Raw genomic sequence first — 24687 nt, forward strand, 5'->3', positions numbered from 1 at the left:
GAGCCTTGTTCAGTTTTTCAAACCAGGCATCACACGCGACAAGGTACCGGCCACCGTACGCTCCAGCACATCGACTAATACCACCGTCTGTTGGTCCACCTCGATATTAAGGCGATCGCCCACCTTGTAGCGGGAGAACGTTGTCTGGCGCAAGGTTTCGGGGATCAGGTTGATGGTCACAATGCCATCCTCCACATCCGCCACGGTCAAGCTGCAGCCATTAACGCCCAGAAAACCGCGTGGGAACACGTACTTCGCCCACTCTTCTGGTACACGGAAACGCAGACGGTTACCCGCCTCGGTAATGCTCAATTCAAGCACCTCTGCGGTCGTTGCGATATGGCCAGCCATCACATGGCCGCCTATTTCCTCGTTCAGCTTGGCCGAGCGCTCGATATTGACCAGATCACCTGTTTTAAGCGTGCCCAGATTCGTGCGCTCCAGCGTGACAGGGATCGCATCAAAAGTGACTTTAGGGCCGCTGATACTGGTTACGCTCAGGCAGGTGCCTTCCACGCTGACACTGGCACCCAGTTGCAGATCCACCAGCAGCTCGTCGGTGAAATCGATTTCAAACTCGGTACGGCCCAGCTCGGCCTTGACCGCGGTAAGAGGACGAACCGCTTTAACAATTCCGGTATACATCAGCACACTCCTTCGCAACATTCATGCAAAAGACCAGTGGCTAATGCAGGGGAGATTTTCAGATTTTTCATTTGAACGCATCCTTGATTAAACAATGCGTCCTCCGGGCAGCAATAAAACACCTCGCTGCCTTGATCACCCTTGATCACAAGGCAGCGAGGCTTCATCTTCTTTCATCCGGACTCTGACCGTCGGCCCAGGCTTTGCACCTGATCTGCTGATCTTTCCCAGGGGGAGATCGCTCGCGGGCTGGGGAACGAATCCCTTACCGCCGGTGGGGAATTTCACCCCGCCCTGAAGACGTGTGCAGTGTAAGACCGGAGCCCAAGTCTAATCAAGCCAGACCCAAGCCCAGTCGCCAAGCTCAAGCCTGGCGATGCACACTTAAGCCGGCAAAACTTTGCGCCACAGGCATCAACTCGATGTAGTTGACGTTCATATGGGCAGGCGCATTCATGATCCAGGTAATGGTGTTGGCGATATCCTCTGGCGTCAGCGCATCCACGTTCTGGTAAAGCGCAGCGGCTTTGTCTTTATCGCCCAAACGCACGGCGGAGAAGTCCGTGCCGGAACACAGGCCAGGAGCCACAGTAGAGACACGCACTGCCGTACCCGACAGGTCGGCACGCAGATTCAGGCCCAGATGATGCACAAATGCCTTGGTAGCGCCGTACACATTGCCGCCGGCGTAAGCGTATTCGCCCGCCGTCGAGCCCAGATTGATGATATGGCCCTTGTTCTGCTTGACCATACCTGGCAGCAAAGCGTGCGTAATATGCAGCAACGCGCTGATATTGGTAGCCACCATGGTATCCCACTGATCCATCTTGGCGTCTTGCGCCTTGTCCACGCCTAGCGCCAAACCGGCGTTATTGATCAGCACGTCGATATGGGGATAACGAGCCGTCAGATCCGCCAACACTGCCTCAGCACGCGCACGATCGGTCAAATCCACGCTGACCGGTACAAACCGCTCGCCCAGCTCGGTGGCCAGGGCATCCAGCTTGTCCTGACGGCGCGCCAGACCCAGCACGGTGTGCCCTTCAGATACCAATTTACGAGCAAGAGCGGCCCCAAACCCTGAGGAGGCCCCGGTGACAACGGCGGTTTTCATAGTGCGATCCCTATACAGCTCGCTGCTCGTTAAGCAGGCGACAATTAAAGCATTAAGGATAGCAAACTTCAGGAACTTCGTAGCCCCTTCCCCCTAGGGAAAAAGCGGACAAATCCAGCGATGGAAATGCCCGCTTTTTTCTCATCCCAAGGTCAGGCTGCAGGACGTTCCAGCCCCAGGTGTCCACGCAAAGTGCTGTGCTCATACTCATGGCGGAACAGGCCGCGTTTTTGCAGAACAGGTATCACCTGCTCAACAAAGTCTCGAATACCATTGGGCAAGGAAGGTGGCATCAGGTTAAAACCATCCGCGCCTTCATTGCGCCACCATTGCTCAATCTGATCAGCAATGGATTCTGGCGTTCCGACCATGGTGCAATGACCACCACCGGCAGCAATACGACCCAGCAATTGACGAACCGTTGGTTTTTCTATTTCAACAATGCGCAGCATGGTGGCATAACGCCCTTTGGGGCCCTTGAAGCTCTCCAAAGGAGGCAGTGGCGGTACCGGCGCATCCAGTTCCCAGCCCATGCAATCCTGACCGACGAACATACCCAACTGGCGCAAGGACGTCTCGGCGGGCAAGAGCTCATCCAGTTCCTGCTGTTTGCGACGCGCCTCTTCCATGGTAGAGCCCACATAGGTCACCAGGCCTGGCATCACGGGCACATCCACGCCCCGCCCCGTTTCCCGCACGCGTCGTTTGATGTCGCGGTAATAGGATTGGGCCGAGGGCAAGTCATACGCCACGGCATAAATCGCTTCAGCTTTGCGCGCGGCCAAATCCCGGCCTTGCTCAGAGGCACCGGCCTGAAACAGAACAGGCTGTCCTTGTGGTGAGCGCGGCAAGGTCAAGGGCCCATCGACCAGGAAGTGATCGCCCTTATGCAGGATCTGACGCACCTGATCTACCTTGGCATAATCGCCCTGCCTGTCCATCACCAAGGCACTGTCGCTCCAGGAGTCGAACAGTTTCAGCGAAGTCTCAACAAACTCTTCAGCCCGTGCATAGCGCCAGGCATGGTCGGGCATGGCTTCGTAGCCGTGATTACGTGCTTCCGAATCAAACATGGATGTCACCACGTTCCAGCCCATCCGTCCCTTGGACACATGATCCAGGGAGCACAACATGCGCGCTGCCACAAAAGGCGTGTAGAAAGTGCTGGAAACGGTGCTGATCAGGCCAATACGCTCGGTGGCTCGCGCCAGGGCGGCCATCATGGTCAAGGGTTCCAAAAACCAGCGCGGACCGTCAGACACGTTATCGCTGGATTGGCCATCGGCAAAGAATATGGCGTCCAGCTTGCCACGCTCGGCGATCTGGGTCAGTTCTTCGTAAAACCGGACATCGCCGAGGCGTTCGGCCTGCGAATCGGGATGACGCCAGGCTGCTTTGTGATGCCCGCAGCCCATAATGAATAAATTAAAGTGCAGCTGCCTCATCCGTTTTTCACCAATCCACCGTCCACCACCAAATTCTGCCCAGTGACTGCCCGAGCCCACGGACCGGCAAAGAACAAAGCGGCATCGGCGAACTCCTCAGGCGTGGTCACACGGCGCAACGGTGTACTGGCCGCAATCAAGTCAAACACGGCCTCGGGCGTAGCCGCGGACGCATCGGTTGTACGCAGCAAACCGCCAGAAATCATGTTCACAGTAATCTGATCGGGCCCCAGATCGTGCGACAAGGTACGCGTCATGGACAACAACGCCGCCTTGGCGGCCGTGTAATCGTGATAGGGCACAACAGGGTTCTGGAACAGGTTCGTACCGATATTGATGATGCGACCAAAGCCCGCTTGCTTCATACCAGGCAATGCCGCCTGTGTGGTGTTCAAGGCACCGCCCACAATGCCTTCCAGTTGCTGGTTCAGTTGCGACCACGTCAGCGTATCGGCATGGGGACGAGCATCGCCGTTGAAAGAAAATTCAGGCAACGCGTTATTGACGACCGTAGTGATAGGCTGGCCAAAATGCGCCTGGGCCTTGGCAAACAAAGCTTGCACCGCCGCCGCCTCCGTCACGTCCGCTTGCACGGCCAGACATTGCTGCGGGAACTCATCCGCCAGCGCCTGAGCGGCTGCTTCACTTTTCAGGTAATTGATGACAACTTTCGCGCCCTGACGCGCAAACGCACGTACCAGGCAAGCCCCCAGGCCGCGTGCGCCGCCGGTGACCAGAACAAGTTGTTGGGAGAGTTCCGAGACGTGTTCCACAGACATGAGACTCCTTGCAAGAATTCGGCGAGGATGTCGGCCCGGTTCAGACGCAGGTCTATGGATTCGGACATCCCTTCGCCAGTATGAGCTGGATCAGGTTCGACGGGTTTTATCTCAGCCCTTTCCAAGAAGGACACCCCGTGCCGCAGCCAGACCATAGCATAAATTGGCCTAGACCGTATCATTGACATTTGAAAGAAGCTCTCCTACTCTTTGAACCTGTTCCTGGGGGAGTCCTTAACGGGCTGAGACTCCGCATTCAAGCGGTAACCCTTAGAACCTGATCCGGATCATGCCGGCGAAGGGAAAGGAAACGCGGCCTGGCAGCCTGCCCGCTCTTGTCTGTGCGGTGCATTCATCAGCTCACACGCCCCATTTCAATCCCTCCATTTTTCTGCGCCCTGCCCTGGCATCCCGCCAGCTTGGCCGGTTTGTGCCTGTTCAAACAGGTTTTTGGGGAGATCTCATGCTGGACCAAACCGCCACCCTCCTGTGGCTGATCGTTTTTTCTGCGGCTTTTGCTCTGGCCGGGGTGCTATACGCCCGCCACTATAAAAATTCTCTTGAAGACTTTGTAGTGGCTCGCAATAGTCAAAGTTCCGTCGCTACCATTCTGACTTTATTGGCTTCTTCGCTGGGCGCGTGGATCCTGTTCTCACCCGCGCAGGCCGCCACCTGGGGAGGATTGAGCGCCGTCATCGGCTATGCCCTCGGTTCCATGTCGCCCCGCCTGGCCATGATTCCGCTGGGCAAACGTATGCGCGAACTGCTGCCACGCGGCCACAGCCTGAGCGAGTTTGTCATTGCCCGCTACGGTCGCCCTATGTATGCGCTGACCCTGCTCATCATGTTGTTTTACATGTTCATCTCCATGACGGCTGAAATCACCGCCATGTCCAAGATGATTACCTTGATCGCCCCTATCCCCCTGTGGGTCACCGCCGGTATTGTGCTGCTGGCCACGCTGATCTACACGTCTTATGGCGGACTGCGCGCGTCCATCTTTACCGACAAGGTACAGATGCTTGTAATCCTGCCCATGCTGTTTCTGATCATCATGTTTGGTTGGCAAGCCGTAGGGGGTCCGGTGCAATTGTTTGACAGCGTGAAGCTGGAGGCGCCGCGCCTGATCGAGCTTGGCGACCCGGTCGGTATCAAGGCCGGGCTGACCTTCTTTGTGGCCATCTTGCTGACCGGCCTGTTTCACCAGGGCAACTGGCAGCGCATCTATGCCGCCAAAGACACGCAGTCCATGCGTCGCGGTTTTTTGCTCGGTGGCCTGTTTGTCGCCCCTTTCATCTTTTTGATGGGTTTATTTGGTCTGGCCTTTGTGGGCCTGGGCTCCACCGGTGACAGCTCCGTCGCCTTGTTCAACGTTATTTTGCCGCACGTACCGGTCTGGTTTCTGGTACTGCTGATTCCTTTGGGCCTGTCCTTGGTCATGAGCAGTGCCGATACCGCCATCAGTGCTGTTTCCAGCCTGATTGCGGTGGATCTGGGCCGGATCATGCCCCATCGCAATACCGCTCAAATGATGAGTCTGGCGCGGTCCCTGATCTGGGTTTGCTCCATCCCTGTGCTGTACGCGTCCTCGCAAGGTTTCAGTGTGCTGTACCTGTTCCTGCTGGCAGACTTGCTATGTTCGGCAGCCGCTTTCCCCGTGTTCTTTGGTTTGTATAGCCGCCGCTACGATGGCTTTACCGCCACCCTCAGCACCCTGGGCGGCCTGGTGGCCGGTCTGGCCGTGTTCCCACGCCCCAATGGCCCGATGGATTACTTGCTGGAATCCTTCTTGCTGGCCGCCATTGTGCCGGTGCTGATCAGCGTGTTAATCATGCCTCTGCGTCGCCATCTGCCCAAGTTCGATTTGGGCACCTTGGCCTCCTCCACACGCGTTCTGGACTAAATCCGAACACACTGGATTCAAGTTCAAAACAAAAACCCCGGTTTGTCAGTCGCAAATCGGGGTTTTGTTGTAAAGGCTTATTGGACGGGACTTTCAGGCTGTGTTTGAGGAGTTTGCACAATGATTTCAACCCGTCGATTCGTTGCACGTCCTTGCTGTGTCGCATTGTCCCCCAAGGGGCGTGTATCGGCATAACCGACCGCGCTCAAGCGCTGGCTGCCAATGCCATTGGCTTCCATGTAACGCACTACACTGCCCGCACGTGCACCGGACAGCTCCCAGTTGGAAGGGTAGCGATAGCTACGAATGGGCACCGAATCCGTATGGCCTTCAATCACAATCGGGTGGGTGGATTTTTGCAATACTTCAGCCAATTGACGTAGCACCGTCAAGCCCTCCAAGCCCAGATCCGCACCGCCCGAGTTGAACAGAATCTCGCTGTTGATACGGAAGCTCACAGACTGATCGTTCATGACCACATCAATGTTGTCACCCAAGCCATCCAGATCCAGACCGTGATTGCCTTTGCCTAGCCCCTCACCCAGGCCGGACTCGGGAAACAGGCCCGCGCCTGCGGGCAACAAACCGGCTCCGTCTTTGCCCGCTTGTGCAACGACCGTCGCACCTCCCTGCCCTTGCCCCTGCGCCGCCGTTTGTACCCGCTTGCCTGCAAAGGACAGCATCACAATCATCAAGACCAGCAACAAGGTCATCATATCCAGATAGGTGGTCAGCCAGGCCTCTTCCTCCTCGGGTACGGCCAGCCCCGGATCATTCCAGGGGCGGCTGCGACGGCGGCTGCCCAGATTGCTGGCCAGTTGCTGTTCGATCTTGGCTCCCCGGGCTTGTTCCAGCTCTTTTTGCAAGGCTTTCTGACGGTCAGCCAGTTCACCCAGGGTCAGGTCCTGCTCCATGTTTCCCATGGGATCAACCTCGCTCCGGAGCCGGGTCCGCGTCATCGTCGCGGCCACCCCGGTCATTGATCTCGTCCTGATACTGGGCCATGAAGGAATTGAGTGTTTCGCGCATCAAAGCCGGGCCACGGCGCTGGCTCATCATGGATACCCCTTGCATGATCATATTCATCAAAACCACGCGCTGCTCGGTACGGCGCTCCAGCTTCACGGCCACAGGCTTGAACACCAGATTGGAGAGCAGCACACCGTAAAACGTGGTCATCAAGGCCAGCGCCATTTGCTGACCAATAGAGGTAATGTCGCCATCGCCCAGCAAGAACATCAAATTAACCAGACCAATCAGCGTACCGACCATGCCGAAAGCAGGCGCGAAGCTGGCCATCAAACGGAAGAGTTGCGCTTCTGCATGCTCACGGGCACGCAAACGGCTGATGCGCCATTGCAAAAGATCTTCAATATCTTCTTGGGGAGCTCGGTCAATGACCAGTTGAACACCGGTTTTCAAAAACGGGTTGGCTACTTTTTCCAGCGCCTCTTCAACGGCACGAATATCACCCATCATCCACAAACGGGAAATATTGATCAGCTCATCCATATCCTGTTGGGTGTACAGGCGTTCGTTACGCAGCACCGTCCCGATCAGGCCAAAAATACGGACAACTTCGCTTAACGGGTAGCTGATAAACGTCGCCGCCAACGTACCTACCAGCACAACAGCTAAGCTGGGCAGGTCCACAAACAAGGCGGGGTTTTCTGCCGTAAAAAACAAGATCACGGCAAACAGCAGCACGCTGGCTACGATGCCGATCAGAGTAGAGGGGTTCATGCACAAGTCCTGGTTATGGCCCGATGGGCATCAGAACTACATATCGGCAGTACAGCGGGTTTCTTTAGGCTAGCACCTTGAGATAGATCAAACCCAAATGAAATTAAATCGTTTATTAGGAAGCGGCGCGGGCGCGTAAAGCTAACGCTGGTAATTCACCCGAATCGATGCCCGCACTCGAACCGCCTCGGTGCTGCCCGCCCAACTCCAGACTTCATGCTCCAACACAAAGCCATGACGCGCATCCTGACCAGCAAAGGCTCTGGTGCTAAGAACCGAACCGTTCATGTCCACACAGGCTCCACCTTGCAAACACAGGCGACTTTTCAGAATGGCCCGGCCGTTATGGTCGTAGCTGAGCTCCACCTTGCCAAGCGCACGGGCCTGCGAACGTATGGACTCTGGAGGCATAAAGTGTTGCTGAGTACGGGGAGAGCTGGTTGTGATGGCCTCGCTAAGTTGCTCCCCATCCCAGGCTAGCGACGCCTTGTGCCCCATTGCGGGAGTACTTCCTACGATTAAAAAAATAAGACAAAACTTATAAAACCTGTTTATAAAAACAGGTTTTTGGGCGTTTGGGGATTTCAATAAAGACATGGACTGTTTTTTTATACAGATTAAATAAGTTTCTTAATGATACGGCGCAAACATCTTAAATTTTTTTTAACTTTGGGTCGTAAGATACTAATATAAAGAAGATTTTTTCTGGTAGCATAAACGCACAAATTCTATCCGCCCTTCTGTTTCTCGCCGACCGGGAACTGAAAAATGCCTCAAACCAGAACAAAAAAACTCATTCGACCTGCATTATGCGCTTTATTGTTAGCGCCATTTTCGATGTTGTCTGTCGCGCAGACGCTGGCGCTGGCCGAACCATCCGCATTGAATGACGCCAGCACGGCCATCAGCTACAACGTACCGCATCTGGTTTTTGAAAAAAACCTGCAACCCATCAGCTACAGCGAAAACGATAGCCGCCGCGCGCTCAATGCCCTCAAACACGACGCTCTCATCCAGCACGCCGCCCTGCGTTCGGAGATTGCCTTTGTACAGGATCTGGAGTCGTCCACCGTGCTGTATCAAAAAAACAGCGACGCTGTTCGGCCCATTGCGTCCATTACCAAGCTGATGACGGCCCTGGTCGTGGCTGAATCCGGTCTGCCTATGGATGAAATGCTGGAGATCATCGACGAAGATGTGGACCGCGTCAAACACTCCAGCTCGCGTCTTCGCGTTGGCTCCAAACTGAACCGGGCCGACATGATGCACTTGGCATTGATGTCCTCGGAAAACCGGGCTGCCCATGCCTTGGGCCGCAGCTACCCTGGCGGTCTGCCTGCTTTTGTGCGCGCCATGAATGACAAGGCACGCGCTTTGGGTATGCGCAACACACGTTTTGTGGAACCTACCGGCTTGTCCAGCGACAACGTGGCCAGCCCGCGTGACCTGGTCAAATTACTGACCGCCACCAGTCAACATGACCGTATCCAGCAGTACACCACGAACGATCAGTATTCCGTCCAGCCTGTGCGCGGCCGCCAGCTGGTATTCAACAACACCAATCGTTTGGTGAAGAACGCCAACTGGGATATTCAAGTTTCCAAAACCGGCTTCATCAACGAAGCGGGGGAATGCCTGGTCATGCTGACCAAGATCGAAGATCGTGAAGTGGCTATTGTGCTGCTGAATTCCACGGGTCGTTACTCGCGTATTGGTGACGCCGTACGGATCCGCAATCTGGTTGAAAAGTCCAACGGCCTGGCCATGCTTTAAGACGGCTCTTCGTGTCCCAACTCAAACTGCTTGAAGACTTCGTGACCCTGGCTCGTGCGGGCAGTTTTGTTCGAGCAGCAGAACAGCGCCACGTCACGCATCCGGCATTTGGGCGCCGCATTCGGGCCTTGGAAGCATGGGTAGGAACGCCTTTGGTCGAGCGCAGCAGCTTGCCCGTTACGCTGACACCAGAAGGACAGGTGTTCTACAACACCGCCAACCAAGTGTTGGAACAATTAAACCGTGTCCGTCGGCAATTGCAGGCGTCGGATCAGGCCGGGCAAGGCAGTTTACGAATTGCCACTGGCCGCAGCCTGGCGCGTACCCTGGTCACCGACTGGGTCAGCCGCCTGCAAAAAGGTAGCCATGCGCCTTTGTCGGCCCATGTGCCCATCGACATCAGCACCGGCATGATGGCCGATATGGCCAAGCTGCTCGCCCAAGGCAAAACAGACTTCCTGTGTTGTTATGAACACCCGGCCTTATCGATTGAGCTACTGGCCGAGCAAGTGACCTACATGACCATTGCCACTGACAAGCTCGTACCCACCTGTCAGCGACGCAAAAACGGCATGCCTTTGTATGACCTCAATGCCGAAAGCGGGCGCAGCATCCCGTTGATCTCGTATTCGGGCGGCTTGGCCATGGCCCGTATTCTGGGTGACAAGCTGCATCATTTTGCCTACCCCTTGGTCAGCACGGTACGTTGCGACTCGCTGGATACCGCAATGGGTTCGGTGCTCAAAGGCATGGGGGTCGCCTGGTTGCCCTTGTCCATGATTGCCAATGAATGTCGTCGCGGCACCTTGGTGCAATTGGGCGGCAAAGGCGATGAAATTGCCTTTGAGGTACGCCTGTACCGCTCCCGGGCTCCGCTCTCGGCGCTGGCCGAGTCTGTCTGGGCTTTTACCCAGCAGGGTCGTTGATCTTTCAGCCAATCGAAAAAGCACGGTCATGTGCCTTAATAGCACATCACAAATGACAGCAACGAACACAATAGCCGTTCATAACTAAGGATATACAGGCCCGCAGCGCCGCCCTGGCCGCTGCTCGGAAACCTATCCATCGAACGGGGAGCACATCATGTCTTTTTCCTTTTCCAAGCGCAGCTTGGTTCTTGGCATTCTGGGCGCCTGCAGCCTGCTGCAAGCCTCGGTCAGCCATGCCGACACTTATCCTGCGCGCCCCCTGACTCTGGTCGTGGGCTACCCCGCTGGCGGCAGTGTGGACTTGACCGCGCGCCTGCTGGCTGAAGAACTCAGCAGCCGCCTGGGTCAAAGTGTCGTCGTGGAAAATGCGGGCGGTGCCGGCGGCACCATTGGTGCCCAGCGCGTACAACGGGCCGCTGCCGACGGCTATACCTTGTTGCTCGGTTCCACCAACGAGATGATCATTGCGGGCATGATCAACAAAGCCGTACGTTACAACGGACAACAAGATTTCACGCCTATTGGCATGATTGCGTCCCAACCCTTGTTGCTGGCCGCCTCCACAAAATCCGGCATTCGTTCTGCCGCAGATTATGCCCAAAAGCTGCGCGCTGCCGAACCGGAAGCCTTCAGTTTTGGCTCCTCGGGCGTCGGTACGACCTTGCACCTGGCCGGTGAAATGGTGAACGCTTCGACCGGTACCACCGCCATGCACGTGCCCTATCGCGGCGTACCTCCTCTGGTATCGGATTTGATGAGCGGGCAATTGGATACGGCTTACCTTGTACTGTCATCAGGTTTGCAACAAGCTCGCGCCGGTGCCATTGTGCCTTTGGGCATTACCGAAACCAAAGCTTCTCCAGCCGCCCCGGAAATCCCGCCGCTGGCCGATACCCCCGGCTTTGAAAAGGTCGATATCAACGTCTGGTTTGGCTTGTATGGCCCCAAGGATTTGCCCGAGTCCGTCACCAGCACCTTGCGTCAAGCCCTGGACAGCAGTCTGCAATCGCCCACCTTGCAAGAGAAGATGCAGTCAAATGGAGCCACGCTCTACGCCCCCGGCATGAACGCGGCCGAGTTTCAGGCCAAAGAGGTCGACAAATACGCCCGTCTGGTCGAGTTGGCCAAACTGCAGGCCGAATAAAACACATGCGCCCTGGCTGACAGCCGGGGCGCTGGAGTCTTCACCATGCAATTTTCTCTTTCTTTGCCTGACATTCAAAAAGAGCGTCAGGGCAATACCGGTGTTCCTGGCCTGTGGTGTCTGGATTCTGGCAAGGCAGGCCGTACCGTCATGATCAGCGCCCTGATCCATGGCAACGAACTGTGCGGCGCCTGGGCCTTGAAAGCCGTGCTAGCCAGCGGCATGCAGCCACGTCGCGGCAAACTGATTCTGGCCTTTTGCAATCTGGACGCCTTTGATCGCTTTGACCCTGCGCAGCACGACGCCAGCCGCTACGTGGACGAAGACATGAACCGCGTTTGGAGCGATCAAAAGCTGTCGCAAACACAGACACACGAACAACGACGCGCACGGGCCATCTTGCCTTGGCTGGAACAAGCCGACTGGTTGCTGGATCTGCACTCCATGCATGAACCCAGTGCCCCCTTGTTATTGACCGGCACCTTGGCGCGCAATATCGAGCTGGCGCAAACCCTGAGCGCCCCCGAGCATGTCATTGTGGATACGGGCCACAAGGACGGCGTACGCATGCGCGATTACGGCCGTTTTTCTGACCCGAATGCCGATGAGACCCGCTCCTTATTATTGGAATGTGGCTTTCATGGTGATCCAGATACACCTGCTATCGCATTGGACCTGATTGCCCGCTTTCTGATCGCCTCCGAGATTGTGCAAGAAGAGGATTTGCCTGCGGACTGGCGTCGAGCCTCGCCCGATCAGCAGCGCATTTTGCAAGTTACCCATGCCGTTGTCGCCCCTTCCATGAACGTCAGTTTCAGCCAAAACTGGCAAGGCCTGGAAACCTTGGCCAAAGCTGGCACCCAGATTGGGCAAACAGATGGCCAGCCCTTGCTGACGCCTTACGATCATTGCACGCTGGTCATGCCGTCACTACGCCAGCTACGCCCCGGTGTCACCGTCGTGCGCCTGGCACAAGACTACGCACCCTCTTGACGGGCCTTTCAAATACCGAGAAGAAAAGCGAAACTTGGCGGTACTTTGGCTACCAAAGCCTGCATAGCCATCCTACAATCGGCACATGTGCATCGCTTATATCGCCGTCGGAGTGAATGCGGATTGGCCGCTGATTATTGCCACCAATCGCGACGAATATCATGCTCGCCCCAGCCAGCCGGCTCAGCCCTGGCAAAACGAGCCCCAGATTCTGGCGGGTCGAGACCTGCAAGCCGGAGGTACTTGGCTGGGCCTGACGCAAAGCCGTGGACGTCTGGCCCTGCTAACCAATTACCGCGAAGCGCCGGGCAGCAAAAACCGCAAGCACCGTTCGCGCGGCGAGCTGATTCCTCAGTTCCTGGTCGATGAGCGCAGTCCCGCCGAGTATCTGGAACAGTTAGCCCGGGAAGGGGCTGACTACGCAGGCTTCAATCTCTTTGTTCTGGAGTGGCCTGACACACAACAACCGTTACGTCTGGGCTATTACAGCAATCGCCACCCCAGCGGCCGTCCGCATCGGCTGGAACCGGGCGTGCATATTCTGAGCAATGCCTGGCTCAATACGCCTTGGCCCAAAAGCCTGTTCCTGAAAGAAACTCTGCAGGCGCAGCATTTTGATGGCTCGCCGCAAGCGGTAGAAGGTTTGTTCCAGGGCTTGCGCAATCAAGAAGTGGCCGCCGACAGTGACTTGCCCCAAACCGGTCTGAGCCTTGAGCACGAACGCTTGTTAAGCAGCCCGTTTATTGTCAGCCCCGATTACGGCACCCGCTGCACCACCGTCATTACTATTCATCAGCATGGGCACGGGATGCTACGTGAACGCAGTTTCAATTCGCTCGCTGAACCCATCCGTCAGCATGACTGGCCTTTTTTATGGCCCAGCTTTCATCCTGACAGCCAGCCTGCCCCCTCTCATAACAGCAACAGAGCCACTAATGGCCCGCTTAGTCTTCCCACTTCAAGCAAGGAAATCTCATGAGTCCTCGTCTTTCTTTGATCGGCATTGCCATGTCGCTGGCCTTATTGAGCAGTCCCATCGCGCATTCCCAGGAACTGCCGCCCAGCCAGTACTACGGATCAACCGAATACATTAGCGGCGGAATAGGCAGCGATGAAGCCCAGTTATTCCGCATGGTGCGCGGCACCTTCCCCTTATCCGTCAACTTCTCGGCGCATCAGGGCGAGCGCGTCGGCTATATTTCCGACGTGCAACTGGTCATCCGCAACAGCGGCGACCAAACTGTGCTGAACAGTCTGATCGATGGCCCCTACTGCCTGATTCGCCTTGCGCCCGGCAATTACAAGGTGTTTGCCACGTACCAGGGTCAAACCCAGGAGCGCCAGGCCAGCATTGTGGACGGTCAGTCCCGTGAGCTGAACTTCATCTGGAAGTAGGATAGTTACGCTGATAGGTATCCAGGCCCATGGCCTGGATCTGCTCTTCGATCAACTGCTCGAAAGGCCGTAACAAAGGCCTGAAATCTCGCTCTGGCTCCATAACCTGCATCAACCGGACAATCGCTTCCAAGGTAGACACGGCCTGAAGGTCGGGCGCTTTACGCAGCCTGTAGCGTGACGCCTCCCCGTCAGGCAGCATCCAATACGGCAGGGTTTGCAAGACCGGATTACGATGCAAAATCAAGCGCGCCTTGCGCCAGGTGCCATCGGGCACCACGATCAAATCCGGTTTTTCTTCTGGGCCTGTTGAACCCGCTACCTTGGCTTGCGGCCCCGGAAACAGCAAGACAGGGCGATGCGCCTGTGCCAGACGCGCCCCCAGCTCTTCAAACTGCTCCCCCACCCATAACTCTGTCCCTTTCAATCCCAAATACGCCAGACGTGCGGTATTAAGCGCATGCCGCGCTTCGGACGGATGCTGCAAAATCAGAACCGGGCACGCCGCTTCTAGCGAGGGAATCAAGGGACACAAGCAGCGAGCCAATGGCCGCTGGCACTGTGCGCAACGGCCTGGGCGGGAGAGAAGGGAAGCGTTCATGCGAGAGAGTCAAACAGAAGGTCACAGTATATAAAAGTTCTGCCTTGAAACCGACTCCTGGTTTGCTGACAAACAAATTTACTGTATATTTATACAGCAATCAGGAGCACACCTATGGCAAGCGCACTTCGTTCCCTTTTAGACCTCCATCCCTCCCTGTGGACGGGCAAGCATTATGCGCATGCCGCAGGTTCTTGCCTGTCCAGCGGCTTTGACGCTCTGGATGCTGAATTACCAGGAGGAGGCTGGCCTATCGGCAGCCTGATCGAGCTGCAAGCACCACAGGACAGCAGTGCCTTATCCTTATTACTGCCAGCCTTGAACACCCTGCCTGCAGAACGATTGCGTATTTTAGTTGCGCCGCCCTATCAGCCCATGCAACAACGATGGCGCGGCACCTCTGCCACGACGGGACAAAGCGCTACATCAGAAAACGCGTTAGCCGCCCGCTTGATCTGGATACGCAGCCAACACCTGAACGACACCTTGTGGGCCAGCGCCCAGGCCTTACGTCACGGCCATTGCGCTGCCGTATTAAGTTGGTTGCCTGCTCACGTGCCTTTCGCCTCCTTGCGCCAGTTGCAACTCTTAGCCAACCAAAGCGACAGCCTGTTTTTTTGTTTGCGTCCGGCGCACAGTCAGGCCAACAGCCCAGCCCTTTTACGTCTGGATCTTCAGACCCGACAAGACCAACACGGACAGCCTTGGTTGGATGTCCATATTCGCAAACGTCGGGGCCCACCTTGCAAGGACAGCATTGCCTTAGCGCCCCACCACATCTTGATGCCGCCAACGGCTATTCCGTCTCATGTACCTATGCCTGCGACTGCCCCAGAGCCTGCTTACGCCTGAGGCCAATCCCGAGCAGCAGGACGGTATCCAAGCGGTTTTGCTGCGCTACAGCCCTCAACTGGCACAGGTTCAAACCCATTTATGGGTACTGAATATCCGTGCCAGCATCCGGCTGTTTGGTGGCTTACGCCGTCTGTATCAACAGGTTCGGGCTGATTTGTCCCCTCTTGTCCCCCAGCCCTGTCTGGCCCTGGCGCCGACTGCCCGCGCCGCCTGCTTGCTGGCTTTGTCCAACCACAAGCAGCGCCGTTGCGTCCGCCGTTTACCAGCCTGCTTGAACCCGCTTCCTATCCACTTGCTGGCCCCACCCGCTGACCAGTTGCAGTGGCTGCATAGTCTGGGCTGCCATACCCTGGGCCAGTTACATCAACTGCCCCGTGATGGACTGTCCCAGCGTGGGTTGCGCGCCCTACTTTTGCAATTGGACCAAGCCTACGGCACACAAAGCTGGGCCTTGGAATGGGTGCATACGGCCCCGCAATTTACACGCAAACAGGAGATGGATGCCCCGTCCAATCACAAACCCACCATCTTGCGGGCGTTAAACCGCCTGTTGATCCAACTGGAGGCCTGGCTGAATCAATATCAACTGGCCTGCGGACGTCTGGAACTGGTACTGCATACGGAACGATACAAGGACTACCCCACCGCCACCCGCCTGGAATTACAGATGGCCCGCTCCTGCTGGCGCAGCCAGGACTTTCTGCCAGTATGGCAAGAACAGTTCCAGCCACTGCAATTGCAGGCGGCTGTACAAAGCCTGGTGCTGCAGGCTCAACAACTGCATCCTCGCCAAACTCATGCCAGCGGCTTGTTTCCCGATGCACGCCATTGGCAAGAGCAAGACCAGCAACTTCTGGAGCGTTTACAAGCCAGGTTAGGGGCTGAACAGATTTTGATGCCTGCCGCCCAAGCCAGCTATTTGCCTGAACAAGCGAATCAATGGCTGTCCTTGTCCAGCAGTCAGCCCCCCAAGACCAGTCATCCAACTTTGCAACGTCCTTGCTGGATGCTGGACCCGGCTCAGCCTTTACAACACGATCAGCAATCCCCGCTTCTGGATAATCAGCGCCTACGCCTGGTTCAAGGCCCGGAACGGGTACAGACAGGCTGGTGGAGCGGCTCCGGACATCAGCAACGGGACTACTTTATCGCCTTGTGTCCGCAAGGACGCTTGTATTGGGTTTATCGGGACTTGAGCCAGGAACATGCCTGGTACCTGCACGGAGTCTTTGGATGAAATCCCATATAGACCTGCTGTACTCAGAGCTGGACTGCCTGTCCAACTACAGCTTTCTGAATGGTGCGTCCCACCCCGAAGAGCTGGTCAGCCGAGCCGCCGAGCTAGGTTACAAGGCGCTGGCCTTATGCGATTACGCCTCCATGGCCGGTGTGGTACGCGCCTATGCGCAGGCCAAGCTGCATCCGGAAATTCGCCTGCTGGTGGGAAGCCGATTCTGCTTTACAGGCGTGTGGGAACCGGCGAACCCACCAAACACCCATTCCACAAGCATGACTGGCGACGCTACTCAGGCCCATGAGCTGCTGATTTTGCCGCGCAACAAAGAGGGCTATGGCAATCTCTGCCAATTCATCTCACACGTGCACCAGTCTCTGGACTTAAAACAGCAAGCCTCGATTGACTGGTCTTTTTTGCAGCAAGCCCGTCAAGGCTCACAACAACACGTTTTGCCGGACTGTCTGGTCATTTACAAACCCGCTTATGGCTTGGATAGCGAGCACATCCACCTTCACACACAGCGGCTGTTGGAGCTGTTTGCAGGCCGCCTGTTTTTAGGCATCAGTCTGCATAGACGCGATCAGGACATGCAGCACTTACGTGCCGTCAGGCTGGCAGCGCAGGAGTCTGGCGTACCTTGTGCCGCTTTGGGAGGCGTTCATATGCATGTGCGCTCTCGCCAACCATTGCACGATACCTTGGCTGCCATACGCCTGAAAACGCCCGTGCAGGAATGCGGTTGGTCCTTGGCCGGTAATGCCGAGCATCATTTACGCAGTCGCTTCCAACTGGCCAATCTCTACCCCGCCGAACTGCGTGAGACCACCGATCACATCCAGGCGCTGTGTCAGTTCTGTTTAAGCGAAATCAAGTACGAGTACCCGGTCGAGATTGTGCCTCCTGGCCTCAGTGGCATTGAATATCTGCGACAGGAAACCGAGCGTGGTGTCCAAAGACGCTATCCCAAAGGGATCAGCGACCATTTGCGCATGCGTCTGGAGCAAGAGCTGAGCCTGATTGCAGACCTGGGCTACGAGTCCTACTTTCTGACCTTACACGACATCGTCAGCTATGCGCGCAGCCAGGGAATCTTGTGCCAGGGCCGAGGCTCGGCCGCCAACTCGGCCGTATGCTATTGCCTGGGCATTACCGAAGTCGACCCTGCCAGCAGCCACACCTTATTTGCTCGCTTCATTAGCCGGGCGCGAGCGGAACCGCCCGATATTGATGTGGACTTCGAGCACCAGCGCCGCGAAGAAGTCATTCAGTACATTTACCGCAAATATGGCCGACAACGGGCCGCCTTAACCGCAGTCATCACCACCTATAGACGCCGTAGTGCCTTGCGCGATACCGGCAAGGCACTGAGCATTCCTCAACCCCTGGTCGAGGCCTTGATTCAATGTGACCGCGCCTGGCTTAACGACACCCGCATTCAAGATGAGGTCTTTGCGCGCTTTCCTCAATGCCCACCCGAACAAGCACATCAATGGCTGTCCTTGACCCGCCAGCTCATGGGCTTTCCGCGTCATCTGTCCCAGCATCCAGGCGGGTTTGTGATTTCACAAACGCCCTTGCACAGGCTGGTGCCGATTCAAAACGCAGCCATGCCGGGGCGCAGCGTTGTGCAATGGGACAAGGACGATCTGGATGTGCTGGGCCTGCTGAAAGTCGACATTCTGGCTTTGGGCATGTTGAGCGCCTTGCGCCGTTGCCTGGACAGTATCAGCCGACAAAAAGGCAAACCGTTCCACTTGCAGGACATTCCTTTGCAAAGCGCCAAAACCTTTCGCATGATACGAAGGGCCGACACCATCGGCGTGTTCCAGATCGAGTCCCGCGCCCAGATGAGCATGTTGCCGCGTCTGCGGCCCACGTGTTTTTACGACTTGGTCGTGCAAGTGGCCATTGTGCGCCCCGGCCCCATTCAGGGTGGCATGGTGCATCCTTATCTGGAGCGTCGCCGCGACCACCGCAAAGTCGACTACCCCGCCCCCGAAATTCGCCATGTGCTGGCACGTACCTTGGGCATACCTATTTTTCAGGAACAGGCTATGGAGCTGGCCATGGAGGCGGCAGGTTTCTCGGCAGATAAGGCCGATGCTTTGCGACGAGCCATGGCCGCCTGGCGTCGTCGTGGTGGCCTGGGGCCTTTTGAGCAGGAGCTGCTCGATGGCATGGCCGCCAAAGGCTATGATCCCGAATTTTCCCAGCGCCTGTTCGACCAGATCAGCGGTTTTGGGGAATACGGCTTTCCGGAAAGCCACTCGGCCAGCTTCGCCAAACTGGCCTGGTTCAGCGCCTATCTGAAAGCACGTTACCCGGATCACTTTCTGGCTGCCTTGCTGAACTCCCAACCCATGGGCTTTTACGGCCCCAGCCAGTTAGTCCAGGACGCGCGTCGTCACGGCGTACAGGTCTTGCCCATTGATGTGCAATACAGCCTGTACGACAGCCATGTCTGCTCCAAGCCTGGCAGCCCACGCCAGGTACGTCTGGGCTTGCACATGGTCAAGGGTTTGAGCGAACAAGGGGCGCATGCCATCGTCAGTTACCGGCAAAGCCACCCGGAACGTCTGCTGAATCTGGCCTGCTTGCGCCAGGAGCTGGCTCTGTCAGCCCACGATCAACAAGCGTTGGCCCAGGCCCATGCCTTGCGCAGTGCCTATAGTCAACGCCGCCACAGCGTTTGGGATGCCCGACGTCCCAGCCAGGCAGGATTGCTGAGCCATGCTGAAACGCCGGATCAAACCCCGGATCTGCCGCGTGCCACTGCGGGACTGGAGGTATTAAGCGACTATCAAGCCGTGGGCTTGAGCCTGAACCACCACCCTTTGTCCCTGCTACGCACACAGTTGGCCCCCTTGCGATTCTCAACGGCAGAACAGCTTAATCAAACCTGCCCGGATCGGCGTCTGGCACGGGCTTGTGGGTTGGTCACCACTCGTCAACGCCCCGGCACCGCGAAAGGCACCGTGTTTGTGACGCTGGAAGATGAAACCGGCAGTGTCAATGTCATCGTGCGCGAAGAACTGGCCCAGGAGCAATCCCAGGCCTTGCTTCGATCTCGTCTGCTGGGGGTCTATGGTATCTGGCAGCGCGATGGCAGCGTTTGCCATTTGATTGCCCGCCGTTTGGTATCCATGAATCATCTGATTGGTCATCTGCTTGCACGTAGTCGAGATTTTCAATAATCGGATTTTTCCCCACCTCACCCTGCGTTAAACTATGGCTTTGCCCGTTCAACCAGGAACCACCATGAGTCAAACACTCAAAACCCGTTTAGCTGAAGATATCAAAACGGCGATGCGCGCTCGCGATAGCGGACGTCTGGAGACCTTGCGTTTTCTGCAAGCCGCGATCAAACAACGCGAAGTGGACGAACGTACCGAGCTGGGCGATACCGAAGTAACCAGCATCATTGAAAAGCAGGTGAAACAGCGCCGCGAATCCATTCAGGCTTTTGAGTCTGCAGGTCGTACCGAAAGCGCCGAGAAAGAAAAATCCGAATTGCTGATTCTGCAAGAATACCTGCCTCAGCAAGCCGACAGTGCTGAAGTTGATGCTGTCATTGCCGACGCCATTACCCAGGCCCAGTCCGAAGGCGCCCAAGGTCCCGCACTGATGGGCAAGGTCATGGGTTTGGTCAAAGCCAAGCTGGCAGGCCGTGCTGATATGTCCCAGGTTTCCGCTCAAGTGAAGCAAAAACTGAACCCATGAAGCATTGGCAGGCCGAACGGGCGCAGCCCAAACAGGATTTTTTCGGCACTCACATCCCTCTCATGCAGCACCTGGGCCTGCAAACGGTCAGCAGCACCGAGCAGGAGGTGATCACCTTCCTGCCCTGGCAAGCCTGTAATGCCAACTCCCGTGCTGATGTGCACGGGGGGACGTTGATGGCGATTCTGGACTTCACCCTTAGCGCCGCAGCACGGGCTCAACGCCCTGGCTCGGGCATGGCTACCATAGACATGAACTCGCAGTTTCTATTGCCTGCGCGGGGCGATGTCTGGTTCAAGGCCCAATGCCTGTATCTGGAAGGCGATACCGCTTACTGCGAAGGTGGCGGGTACGATGAAAAGCAGCGCTTGCTGGTTAAAGCAGCAGCCACATTTCGGGTAGTACGCGGCAGCTAAACGCCAAGGGCAATACGGCTTGGCATGAATGGGCCGCCACGAGCTTTCTTCACGTAAAGCACTCAGCCATTCAAAGACGGTAGCTGGTTCCCAAACGGCTATCGGATTGAAAAGAAGCGCACTAAAAAAAGCCCGTTTGATACGGGCTTTTTTATTTCCGGCGATGTCCTCGCAGACAGACTTAATGTGTCTGCAAATCCTCATCGACAGGCTGATCCCATTCAGGGCTGAATTTCAAGAACGGATAATCCGTATAACCTTTGGGCCCCTGGGTATAAAAAGAGCCCGGGTCCCAGCCATTCAAGGGAGCGCGCAACTGCAAACGCAAGGGCAAGTCCGGGTTAGACAAAAAAGCCTTACCGAACGACACGGCATCTGCCATGCCTTTGGATAAAGTGGTCTGTGCAGTGGGGAAATCAAAATGTTCGTTAGCGATAATCGCGCCGCCAAACTGACATTTGATCATGGGCAATAAGCTGTCCGAAGCCGGGCTTTCACGCAGAAACAAGAAGGCAATATCACGTCGATCCAGCTCACACGCCACATAAGAGAACAAACGGGCTGGATCAGAATCCTTCATGCCGTGCAAACCACCGCGCGGGGATAAATGCACACCGACTCGACCGGCCCCCCAAATGGCCACACAGGCATCCACAACTTCCAACAGAAAGCGCGCCCGGTTTTCAATAGAACCACCGTAAGCGTCCGTACGGGTGTTAGAGCCGTCGTGCAGGAACTGATCGATCAGATAGCCATTGGCACCATGTATCTCAACCCCATCGAAACCGGCACTGAGCGCGTTCTGTGCAGCAACGGAAAAATCATCCACGATGTCGGCGATTTCTTCGCTACGCAAAGCGCGAGGCACCACAAAAGGACGCTCAGGACTTAAGTGGCTGACCATACCCTCGCAGGCAATCGCGCTGGGCGCAACCGGTATTTGACCATTTAGAAACTCTGGATCAGAGACACGCCCCACATGCCATAATTGCAGAACAATTCGACCACCCTTGGCATGTACCGCCTCTGTAATCGTGCGCCATGCATCGACCTGAGCACGACTCCAGATGCCCGGCGTGTGGGCATAGCCCACGCCCTGCGGCGATACCGAGGTCGCTTCGGCTACAATCAGCCCCGCACTAGCTCGCTGACAATAGTACATACGCATCAAATCATTGGGCATACGGCCCTCCGAGGCGCGCGCGCGTGTCATGGGCGCCATGATGATGCGGTTCAGGAGTTCAATATCACCCAATTTTATTGGATCAAACAAACTAACCATTGTTTTACACTGTCCACTATTGATGTTTCCGCTGGGGCTTCAACGACACGCGCCCAAGGGAATACCCGATAAGGGTTTTTACCAGATATGCCTTTATACCATCAACGCTTAATTTGGCTTGAAATTGTTTCAAGCATCAAACGGATCAACTAAGCTATGGCACAGTTCGCCGTCATAGGATTAGGCCGCTTCGGTTCGGCCTGCGCCTTGGAACTCATGAAAACAGGACACTCCGTGCTGGGAGTGGACACAAACCCCAAATTGGTCAACAAATATGCGGACCAGTTAAGCCGTGCCGTCATTGCCGATGTCACTGACCGCCAGGCCCTGGAAGAGCTGGGGCTGGACAATTATGACGTAGTTCTGGTTGCAATTGGGGCCGATATTGAAGCCTGCCTGGTTTGTGTGGTTCATCTGAAAAGTTTTGGTGTTCCCACGATCTGGGCCAAAGCGACTTCTCATGCCCAGCATTTGATTCTGGCCAAAATCGGGGTTAACCGCATTATTCACCCCGAAGAAGAAATGGGCATACGGGTTGCCCAAATGCTCAGCTACCCGATGGTCAACGACTACATCACCCTGGGTAATGGCGATTACATTGTGGAAGTAACAGCCAGCGAGAATATGAATGGGCAGACCATCAAAGATGTGCTGCGCGAGCAAATGGACGATGTGCAGGTTTTGCTGGTCAAACGCCGTGGTCAAACCACGACCCAGCCCAATGCTGATTTTGCCCTGCATGCCAAAGACCTGCTGATCTTGCTTGGACAGTTGCAAGCTCTTCGTACTGCCGCCCCCAAACTGGTTTGATGTATGCGCAACTGGCTACCCAATAGTCTGACTCGCCGTCTTGAGGTCAATCCTCAGACCCGCACTCTCAGCGCCAGCCCGCCGCTGGTACTGGCTCTGGGCTTTATGGCCCTGATTATCCTGGGCGCTATTTTGCTTAGCCTGCCACAAGCGGCCGAACACCGTCTGGGCGTTTTCCAGGCCTTGTTCATGGCGACCTCGGCGGTCACCGTCACGGGTTTGGCGGTCATTGATCCTGCCACAGACTTAACGCACTTTGGGCAGATTGTTTTGGCACTACTGGTGCAAGTTGGCGGCATGGGCTTTGTGACCTTTGCCGTCATTGCCGCCATCACCATGCACAAGCGCATCAGTGTCAGCCAGCAAGCGCTGGCATTGGAAGCCTTTAATCAAACCAGTGTGTCTCGTATTCGCAGCACGGCTTTGCAAGTATTCAAAATTGCCGTCTTGATTGAATTGATCGCCGCTGCCATTTTGTTTCTGCGGTGGACCATTGATTTACCGTGGACCACGGCCTTGTACCGCGCCCTGTTCCATGCCGTCACTGCCTTCAATAACGCCGGTTTTTCCTTGTTCCATAACTCCCTGATCCCGATTTCGGGGGATGTTATTTCAGTCATGACCATGTCGGGCCTGATTATCCTGGGCGGGATTGGCTTTACCGTGCTGGCCGATGTTGGGCAAAAGAAACGCTGGCAAACCCTGCTGCCCTATACCAAAGTGATCTTGCTGGGCACACTGATTCTGAACCTGATTGGTTTTTTTAGCCTCTGGGCACTGGAGTTTAGTAACCCCAAAACCCTGGGCATGCTTGGGGTGGGTGATCAGGCACTGGCCGCCTGGATGCAAAATGCCGCCACACGCACCGCCGGCTTTACCACCATGGATATTGCCAGCCTGCGCGACAGCACCCAGTTGATGCTGATCGTGCTGATGCTCATTGGCGGTGGCTCGCTCAGCACCGCCAGTGGTATCAAAATCGGAACGCTGATTGTATTAATGGCCGCCGTACGCTCATATATCCGCCAACGTGAAGAAGTGGTCTTGATGGGCCGCAGCGTCGCGCCTGACACCGTCCAGAAAGCGCTGGCTCTGTTTCTGATTACCGGCGCTCTGTACTTCATCAGTGTCTTGTTACTGACCTTGTTTGAGGACATGCCCATTACCAGCCTTCTGTTTGAAGCAGCCTCGGCCTTAAGCACCACCGGCATGAGCCACGGCATCACTCACAAACTTTCCATGCCCAGCCAGATCCTGATCATGGTGCTGATGTTTGCGGGTCGACTCGGCCCTCTGACCCTGATTTACTCCTTGGCCACGCGCAAACGCAGCCGCATACGCTATCCGGAAGGCAACTTCCAAGTGGGCTAATTCAGTCGCTAAACCACAGATATACAAGAAGTTTTAATAAAAACGACTATTGTCATCGTTTTTTGGTATGGTTAACAGATGTAAACATCGAACAACTACTGATCAGGATGCAGGCTTATGGATCACAGGAAGATGGCTACCTTAACCAAGCGCGCTGGAACCGGTCTTAGCGCGCTGTGTCGAGAACTGACCAGTCGTGGTATCAGTTACCACCCCTTGGTAGAGATGTACCAAAGTCAAATGGCTGTCATCGGTTTACTCAGTGACGAAGTGGTCGCCCTGCGCAAAGAGCTGGACGATCTGAAAAAAGTGGTTAAGAAAAACGGCTCATGAGCCGTTTATTTTTTGCCTGCCCTTTAATCCAGCCTGTCATCCTTACCCACACTGATTGCCCCTCTTGTTCACACCCATGCTTGTTACTTCGCCCCGTTTTTGGCTGTGCGCCCTTCTAGCCCTGTGCTCTGCCACCGCCTACAGTCAAAACGACAGGGTTCTGTCTACCCAAACGCAGCCTGGCATCCTTCCCAGCATC

At 56.0% G+C, this 24687-nt stretch carries 24 protein-coding genes and 3 riboswitches; of the genes, 15 read left to right on the top strand and 9 right to left on the bottom strand.

Going from position 1 to position 24687, the window contains the following annotated elements; all coding sequences use genetic code 11:
• Window positions 1-9: 9 nt before the first annotated feature.
• The 4 genes from LNA76_RS05055 to LNA76_RS05070 form a co-directional block, all read right to left on the bottom strand.
• On the bottom strand, window positions 10-645 hold the full coding sequence (locus LNA76_RS05055) for a riboflavin synthase subunit alpha (RefSeq protein WP_094196649.1): 636 nt from the start codon (window positions 643-645) through the stop codon (window positions 10-12).
• A gap of 161 nt (window positions 646-806) precedes the next feature.
• Window positions 807-951: riboswitch (FMN riboswitch) on the bottom strand.
• Between the two features lie 58 nt (window positions 952-1009).
• Window positions 1010-1759 (bottom strand): SDR family NAD(P)-dependent oxidoreductase, encoded by a 750-nt coding sequence (locus tag LNA76_RS05060; protein ID WP_094196648.1) that lies wholly within the window; start codon window positions 1757-1759, stop codon window positions 1010-1012.
• A gap of 152 nt (window positions 1760-1911) precedes the next feature.
• On the bottom strand, window positions 1912-3204 hold the full coding sequence (locus LNA76_RS05065; protein ID WP_230018224.1) for an LLM class flavin-dependent oxidoreductase: 1293 nt from the start codon (window positions 3202-3204) through the stop codon (window positions 1912-1914).
• Window positions 3201-3983 carry a 3-oxoacyl-ACP reductase gene (locus LNA76_RS05070; protein WP_094196646.1) on the bottom strand — a complete coding sequence of 261 codons (783 nt, stop codon included), beginning with the start codon at window positions 3981-3983 and terminating at the stop codon, window positions 3201-3203. The genes LNA76_RS05065 and LNA76_RS05070 overlap by 4 nt, the downstream gene beginning before the upstream one ends.
• Before the next feature lie 50 nt (window positions 3984-4033).
• Window positions 4034-4131, bottom strand: a riboswitch (TPP riboswitch).
• 66 nt (window positions 4132-4197) lie between these two features.
• Window positions 4198-4305, top strand: a riboswitch (TPP riboswitch).
• A gap of 141 nt (window positions 4306-4446) precedes the next feature.
• On the opposite strand from LNA76_RS05070, the gene LNA76_RS05075 reads away from it, so the two are divergent.
• The gene (locus LNA76_RS05075; protein ID WP_094198340.1) at window positions 4447-5886 is read left to right on the top strand and encodes a sodium:solute symporter family protein; all 1440 of its coding nucleotides are present in this window, start codon (window positions 4447-4449) and stop codon (window positions 5884-5886) included.
• A 77-nt stretch (window positions 5887-5963) separates the two neighbouring features.
• On the opposite strand, the gene LNA76_RS05080 is transcribed toward LNA76_RS05075, so the two are convergent.
• The 3 genes from LNA76_RS05080 to LNA76_RS05090 all read right to left on the bottom strand — a co-directional run bounded on the left by LNA76_RS05080 (window position 5964) and on the right by LNA76_RS05090 (window position 8127).
• The gene (locus tag LNA76_RS05080) at window positions 5964-6809 is read right to left on the bottom strand and encodes an OmpA/MotB family protein (protein ID WP_230018226.1); all 846 of its coding nucleotides are present in this window, start codon (window positions 6807-6809) and stop codon (window positions 5964-5966) included.
• Between the two features lie 4 nt (window positions 6810-6813).
• Window positions 6814-7629: a motility protein A gene (locus LNA76_RS05085; protein WP_009454185.1), complete on the bottom strand. Its 816-nt coding sequence runs from the start codon at window positions 7627-7629 to the stop codon at window positions 6814-6816.
• Window positions 7630-7770: 141 nt separating this feature from the next.
• Entirely contained in the window at window positions 7771-8127 is a 357-nt protein-coding gene (locus LNA76_RS05090) for a flagellar protein FlhE (protein WP_230018228.1), read from the bottom strand.
• 270 nt (window positions 8128-8397) lie between these two features.
• Here LNA76_RS05090 and pbpG point away from each other — a divergent pair, with 270 nt between their 5' ends.
• From pbpG to LNA76_RS05120, 6 genes are all read left to right on the top strand, one after another.
• Window positions 8398-9402, top strand: a complete 1005-nt coding sequence (gene pbpG / locus LNA76_RS05095) for a D-alanyl-D-alanine endopeptidase (protein WP_230018230.1) — start codon at window positions 8398-8400, stop codon at window positions 9400-9402.
• 11 nt (window positions 9403-9413) lie between these two features.
• A complete protein-coding gene (locus LNA76_RS05100) occupies window positions 9414-10328 on the top strand; it encodes a LysR family transcriptional regulator (protein WP_230018232.1) in 915 nt (304 codons plus the stop codon).
• Between the two features lie 157 nt (window positions 10329-10485).
• Entirely contained in the window at window positions 10486-11475 is a 990-nt protein-coding gene (locus LNA76_RS05105) for a Bug family tripartite tricarboxylate transporter substrate binding protein (RefSeq protein ID WP_094196642.1), read from the top strand.
• Window positions 11476-11520: 45 nt separating this feature from the next.
• Window positions 11521-12468 carry a succinylglutamate desuccinylase/aspartoacylase domain-containing protein gene (locus tag LNA76_RS05110; RefSeq protein ID WP_230018234.1) on the top strand — a complete coding sequence of 316 codons (948 nt, stop codon included), beginning with the start codon at window positions 11521-11523 and terminating at the stop codon, window positions 12466-12468.
• 85 nt (window positions 12469-12553) lie between these two features.
• Window positions 12554-13447 carry an NRDE family protein gene (locus LNA76_RS05115; RefSeq protein ID WP_230018235.1) on the top strand — a complete coding sequence of 298 codons (894 nt, stop codon included), beginning with the start codon at window positions 12554-12556 and terminating at the stop codon, window positions 13445-13447.
• On the top strand, window positions 13444-13863 hold the full coding sequence (locus LNA76_RS05120) for a carboxypeptidase-like regulatory domain-containing protein (protein WP_108727457.1): 420 nt from the start codon (window positions 13444-13446) through the stop codon (window positions 13861-13863). Before LNA76_RS05115 ends, LNA76_RS05120 begins: the two co-directional genes overlap by 4 nt.
• Here the strand turns inward: LNA76_RS05120 and LNA76_RS05125 are convergent.
• Entirely contained in the window at window positions 13850-14464 is a 615-nt protein-coding gene (locus LNA76_RS05125) for a tRNA-uridine aminocarboxypropyltransferase (RefSeq protein WP_230018236.1), read from the bottom strand. The genes LNA76_RS05120 and LNA76_RS05125 overlap by 14 nt on opposite strands.
• 114 nt (window positions 14465-14578) lie before the next feature.
• Here LNA76_RS05125 and imuA point away from each other — a divergent pair, with 114 nt between their 5' ends.
• From imuA to LNA76_RS05150, 5 genes are all read left to right on the top strand, one after another.
• Window positions 14579-15316, top strand: coding sequence for a translesion DNA synthesis-associated protein ImuA (gene imuA, locus LNA76_RS05130; protein ID WP_094196637.1), 738 nt, complete (start codon window positions 14579-14581; stop codon window positions 15314-15316).
• A complete protein-coding gene (locus tag LNA76_RS05135; RefSeq protein WP_108727455.1) occupies window positions 15273-16556 on the top strand; it encodes a Y-family DNA polymerase in 1284 nt (427 codons plus the stop codon). Before imuA ends, LNA76_RS05135 begins: the two co-directional genes overlap by 44 nt.
• Complete coding sequence (locus tag LNA76_RS05140; protein WP_230018238.1) at window positions 16553-19750, top strand: error-prone DNA polymerase; 3198 nt, start codon at window positions 16553-16555, stop codon at window positions 19748-19750. Before LNA76_RS05135 ends, LNA76_RS05140 begins: the two co-directional genes overlap by 4 nt.
• Before the next feature lie 64 nt (window positions 19751-19814).
• On the top strand, window positions 19815-20276 hold the full coding sequence (locus LNA76_RS05145) for a GatB/YqeY domain-containing protein (RefSeq protein WP_094196634.1): 462 nt from the start codon (window positions 19815-19817) through the stop codon (window positions 20274-20276).
• A complete protein-coding gene (locus LNA76_RS05150; protein ID WP_230018240.1) occupies window positions 20273-20692 on the top strand; it encodes a PaaI family thioesterase in 420 nt (139 codons plus the stop codon). The genes LNA76_RS05145 and LNA76_RS05150 overlap by 4 nt, the downstream gene beginning before the upstream one ends.
• A 181-nt stretch (window positions 20693-20873) precedes the next feature.
• Here the strand turns inward: LNA76_RS05150 and LNA76_RS05155 are convergent, their stop codons facing one another.
• Window positions 20874-21974: an alkene reductase gene (locus tag LNA76_RS05155; RefSeq protein ID WP_230018242.1), complete on the bottom strand. Its 1101-nt coding sequence runs from the start codon at window positions 21972-21974 to the stop codon at window positions 20874-20876.
• 156 nt (window positions 21975-22130) lie between these two features.
• Here LNA76_RS05155 and LNA76_RS05160 point away from each other — a divergent pair, with 156 nt between their 5' ends.
• The 3 genes from LNA76_RS05160 (at window position 22131) to LNA76_RS05170 (ending at window position 24488) form a co-directional block, all read left to right on the top strand.
• Window positions 22131-22784 carry a potassium channel family protein gene (locus LNA76_RS05160; protein ID WP_094196631.1) on the top strand — a complete coding sequence of 218 codons (654 nt, stop codon included), beginning with the start codon at window positions 22131-22133 and terminating at the stop codon, window positions 22782-22784.
• Window positions 22785-22787: 3 nt separating this feature from the next.
• The gene (locus LNA76_RS05165) at window positions 22788-24155 is read left to right on the top strand and encodes a TrkH family potassium uptake protein (protein WP_230018244.1); all 1368 of its coding nucleotides are present in this window, start codon (window positions 22788-22790) and stop codon (window positions 24153-24155) included.
• A 132-nt stretch (window positions 24156-24287) separates the two neighbouring features.
• Window positions 24288-24488 carry a hypothetical protein gene (locus LNA76_RS05170; protein WP_223254031.1) on the top strand — a complete coding sequence of 67 codons (201 nt, stop codon included), beginning with the start codon at window positions 24288-24290 and terminating at the stop codon, window positions 24486-24488.
• Window positions 24489-24687: the final 199 nt, after the last annotated feature.

It is taken from the genome of Alcaligenes sp. MMA (assembly GCF_020907215.1).
Taxonomy (GTDB): Bacteria; Pseudomonadota; Gammaproteobacteria; order Burkholderiales; family Burkholderiaceae_B; genus Alcaligenes; species Alcaligenes aquatilis.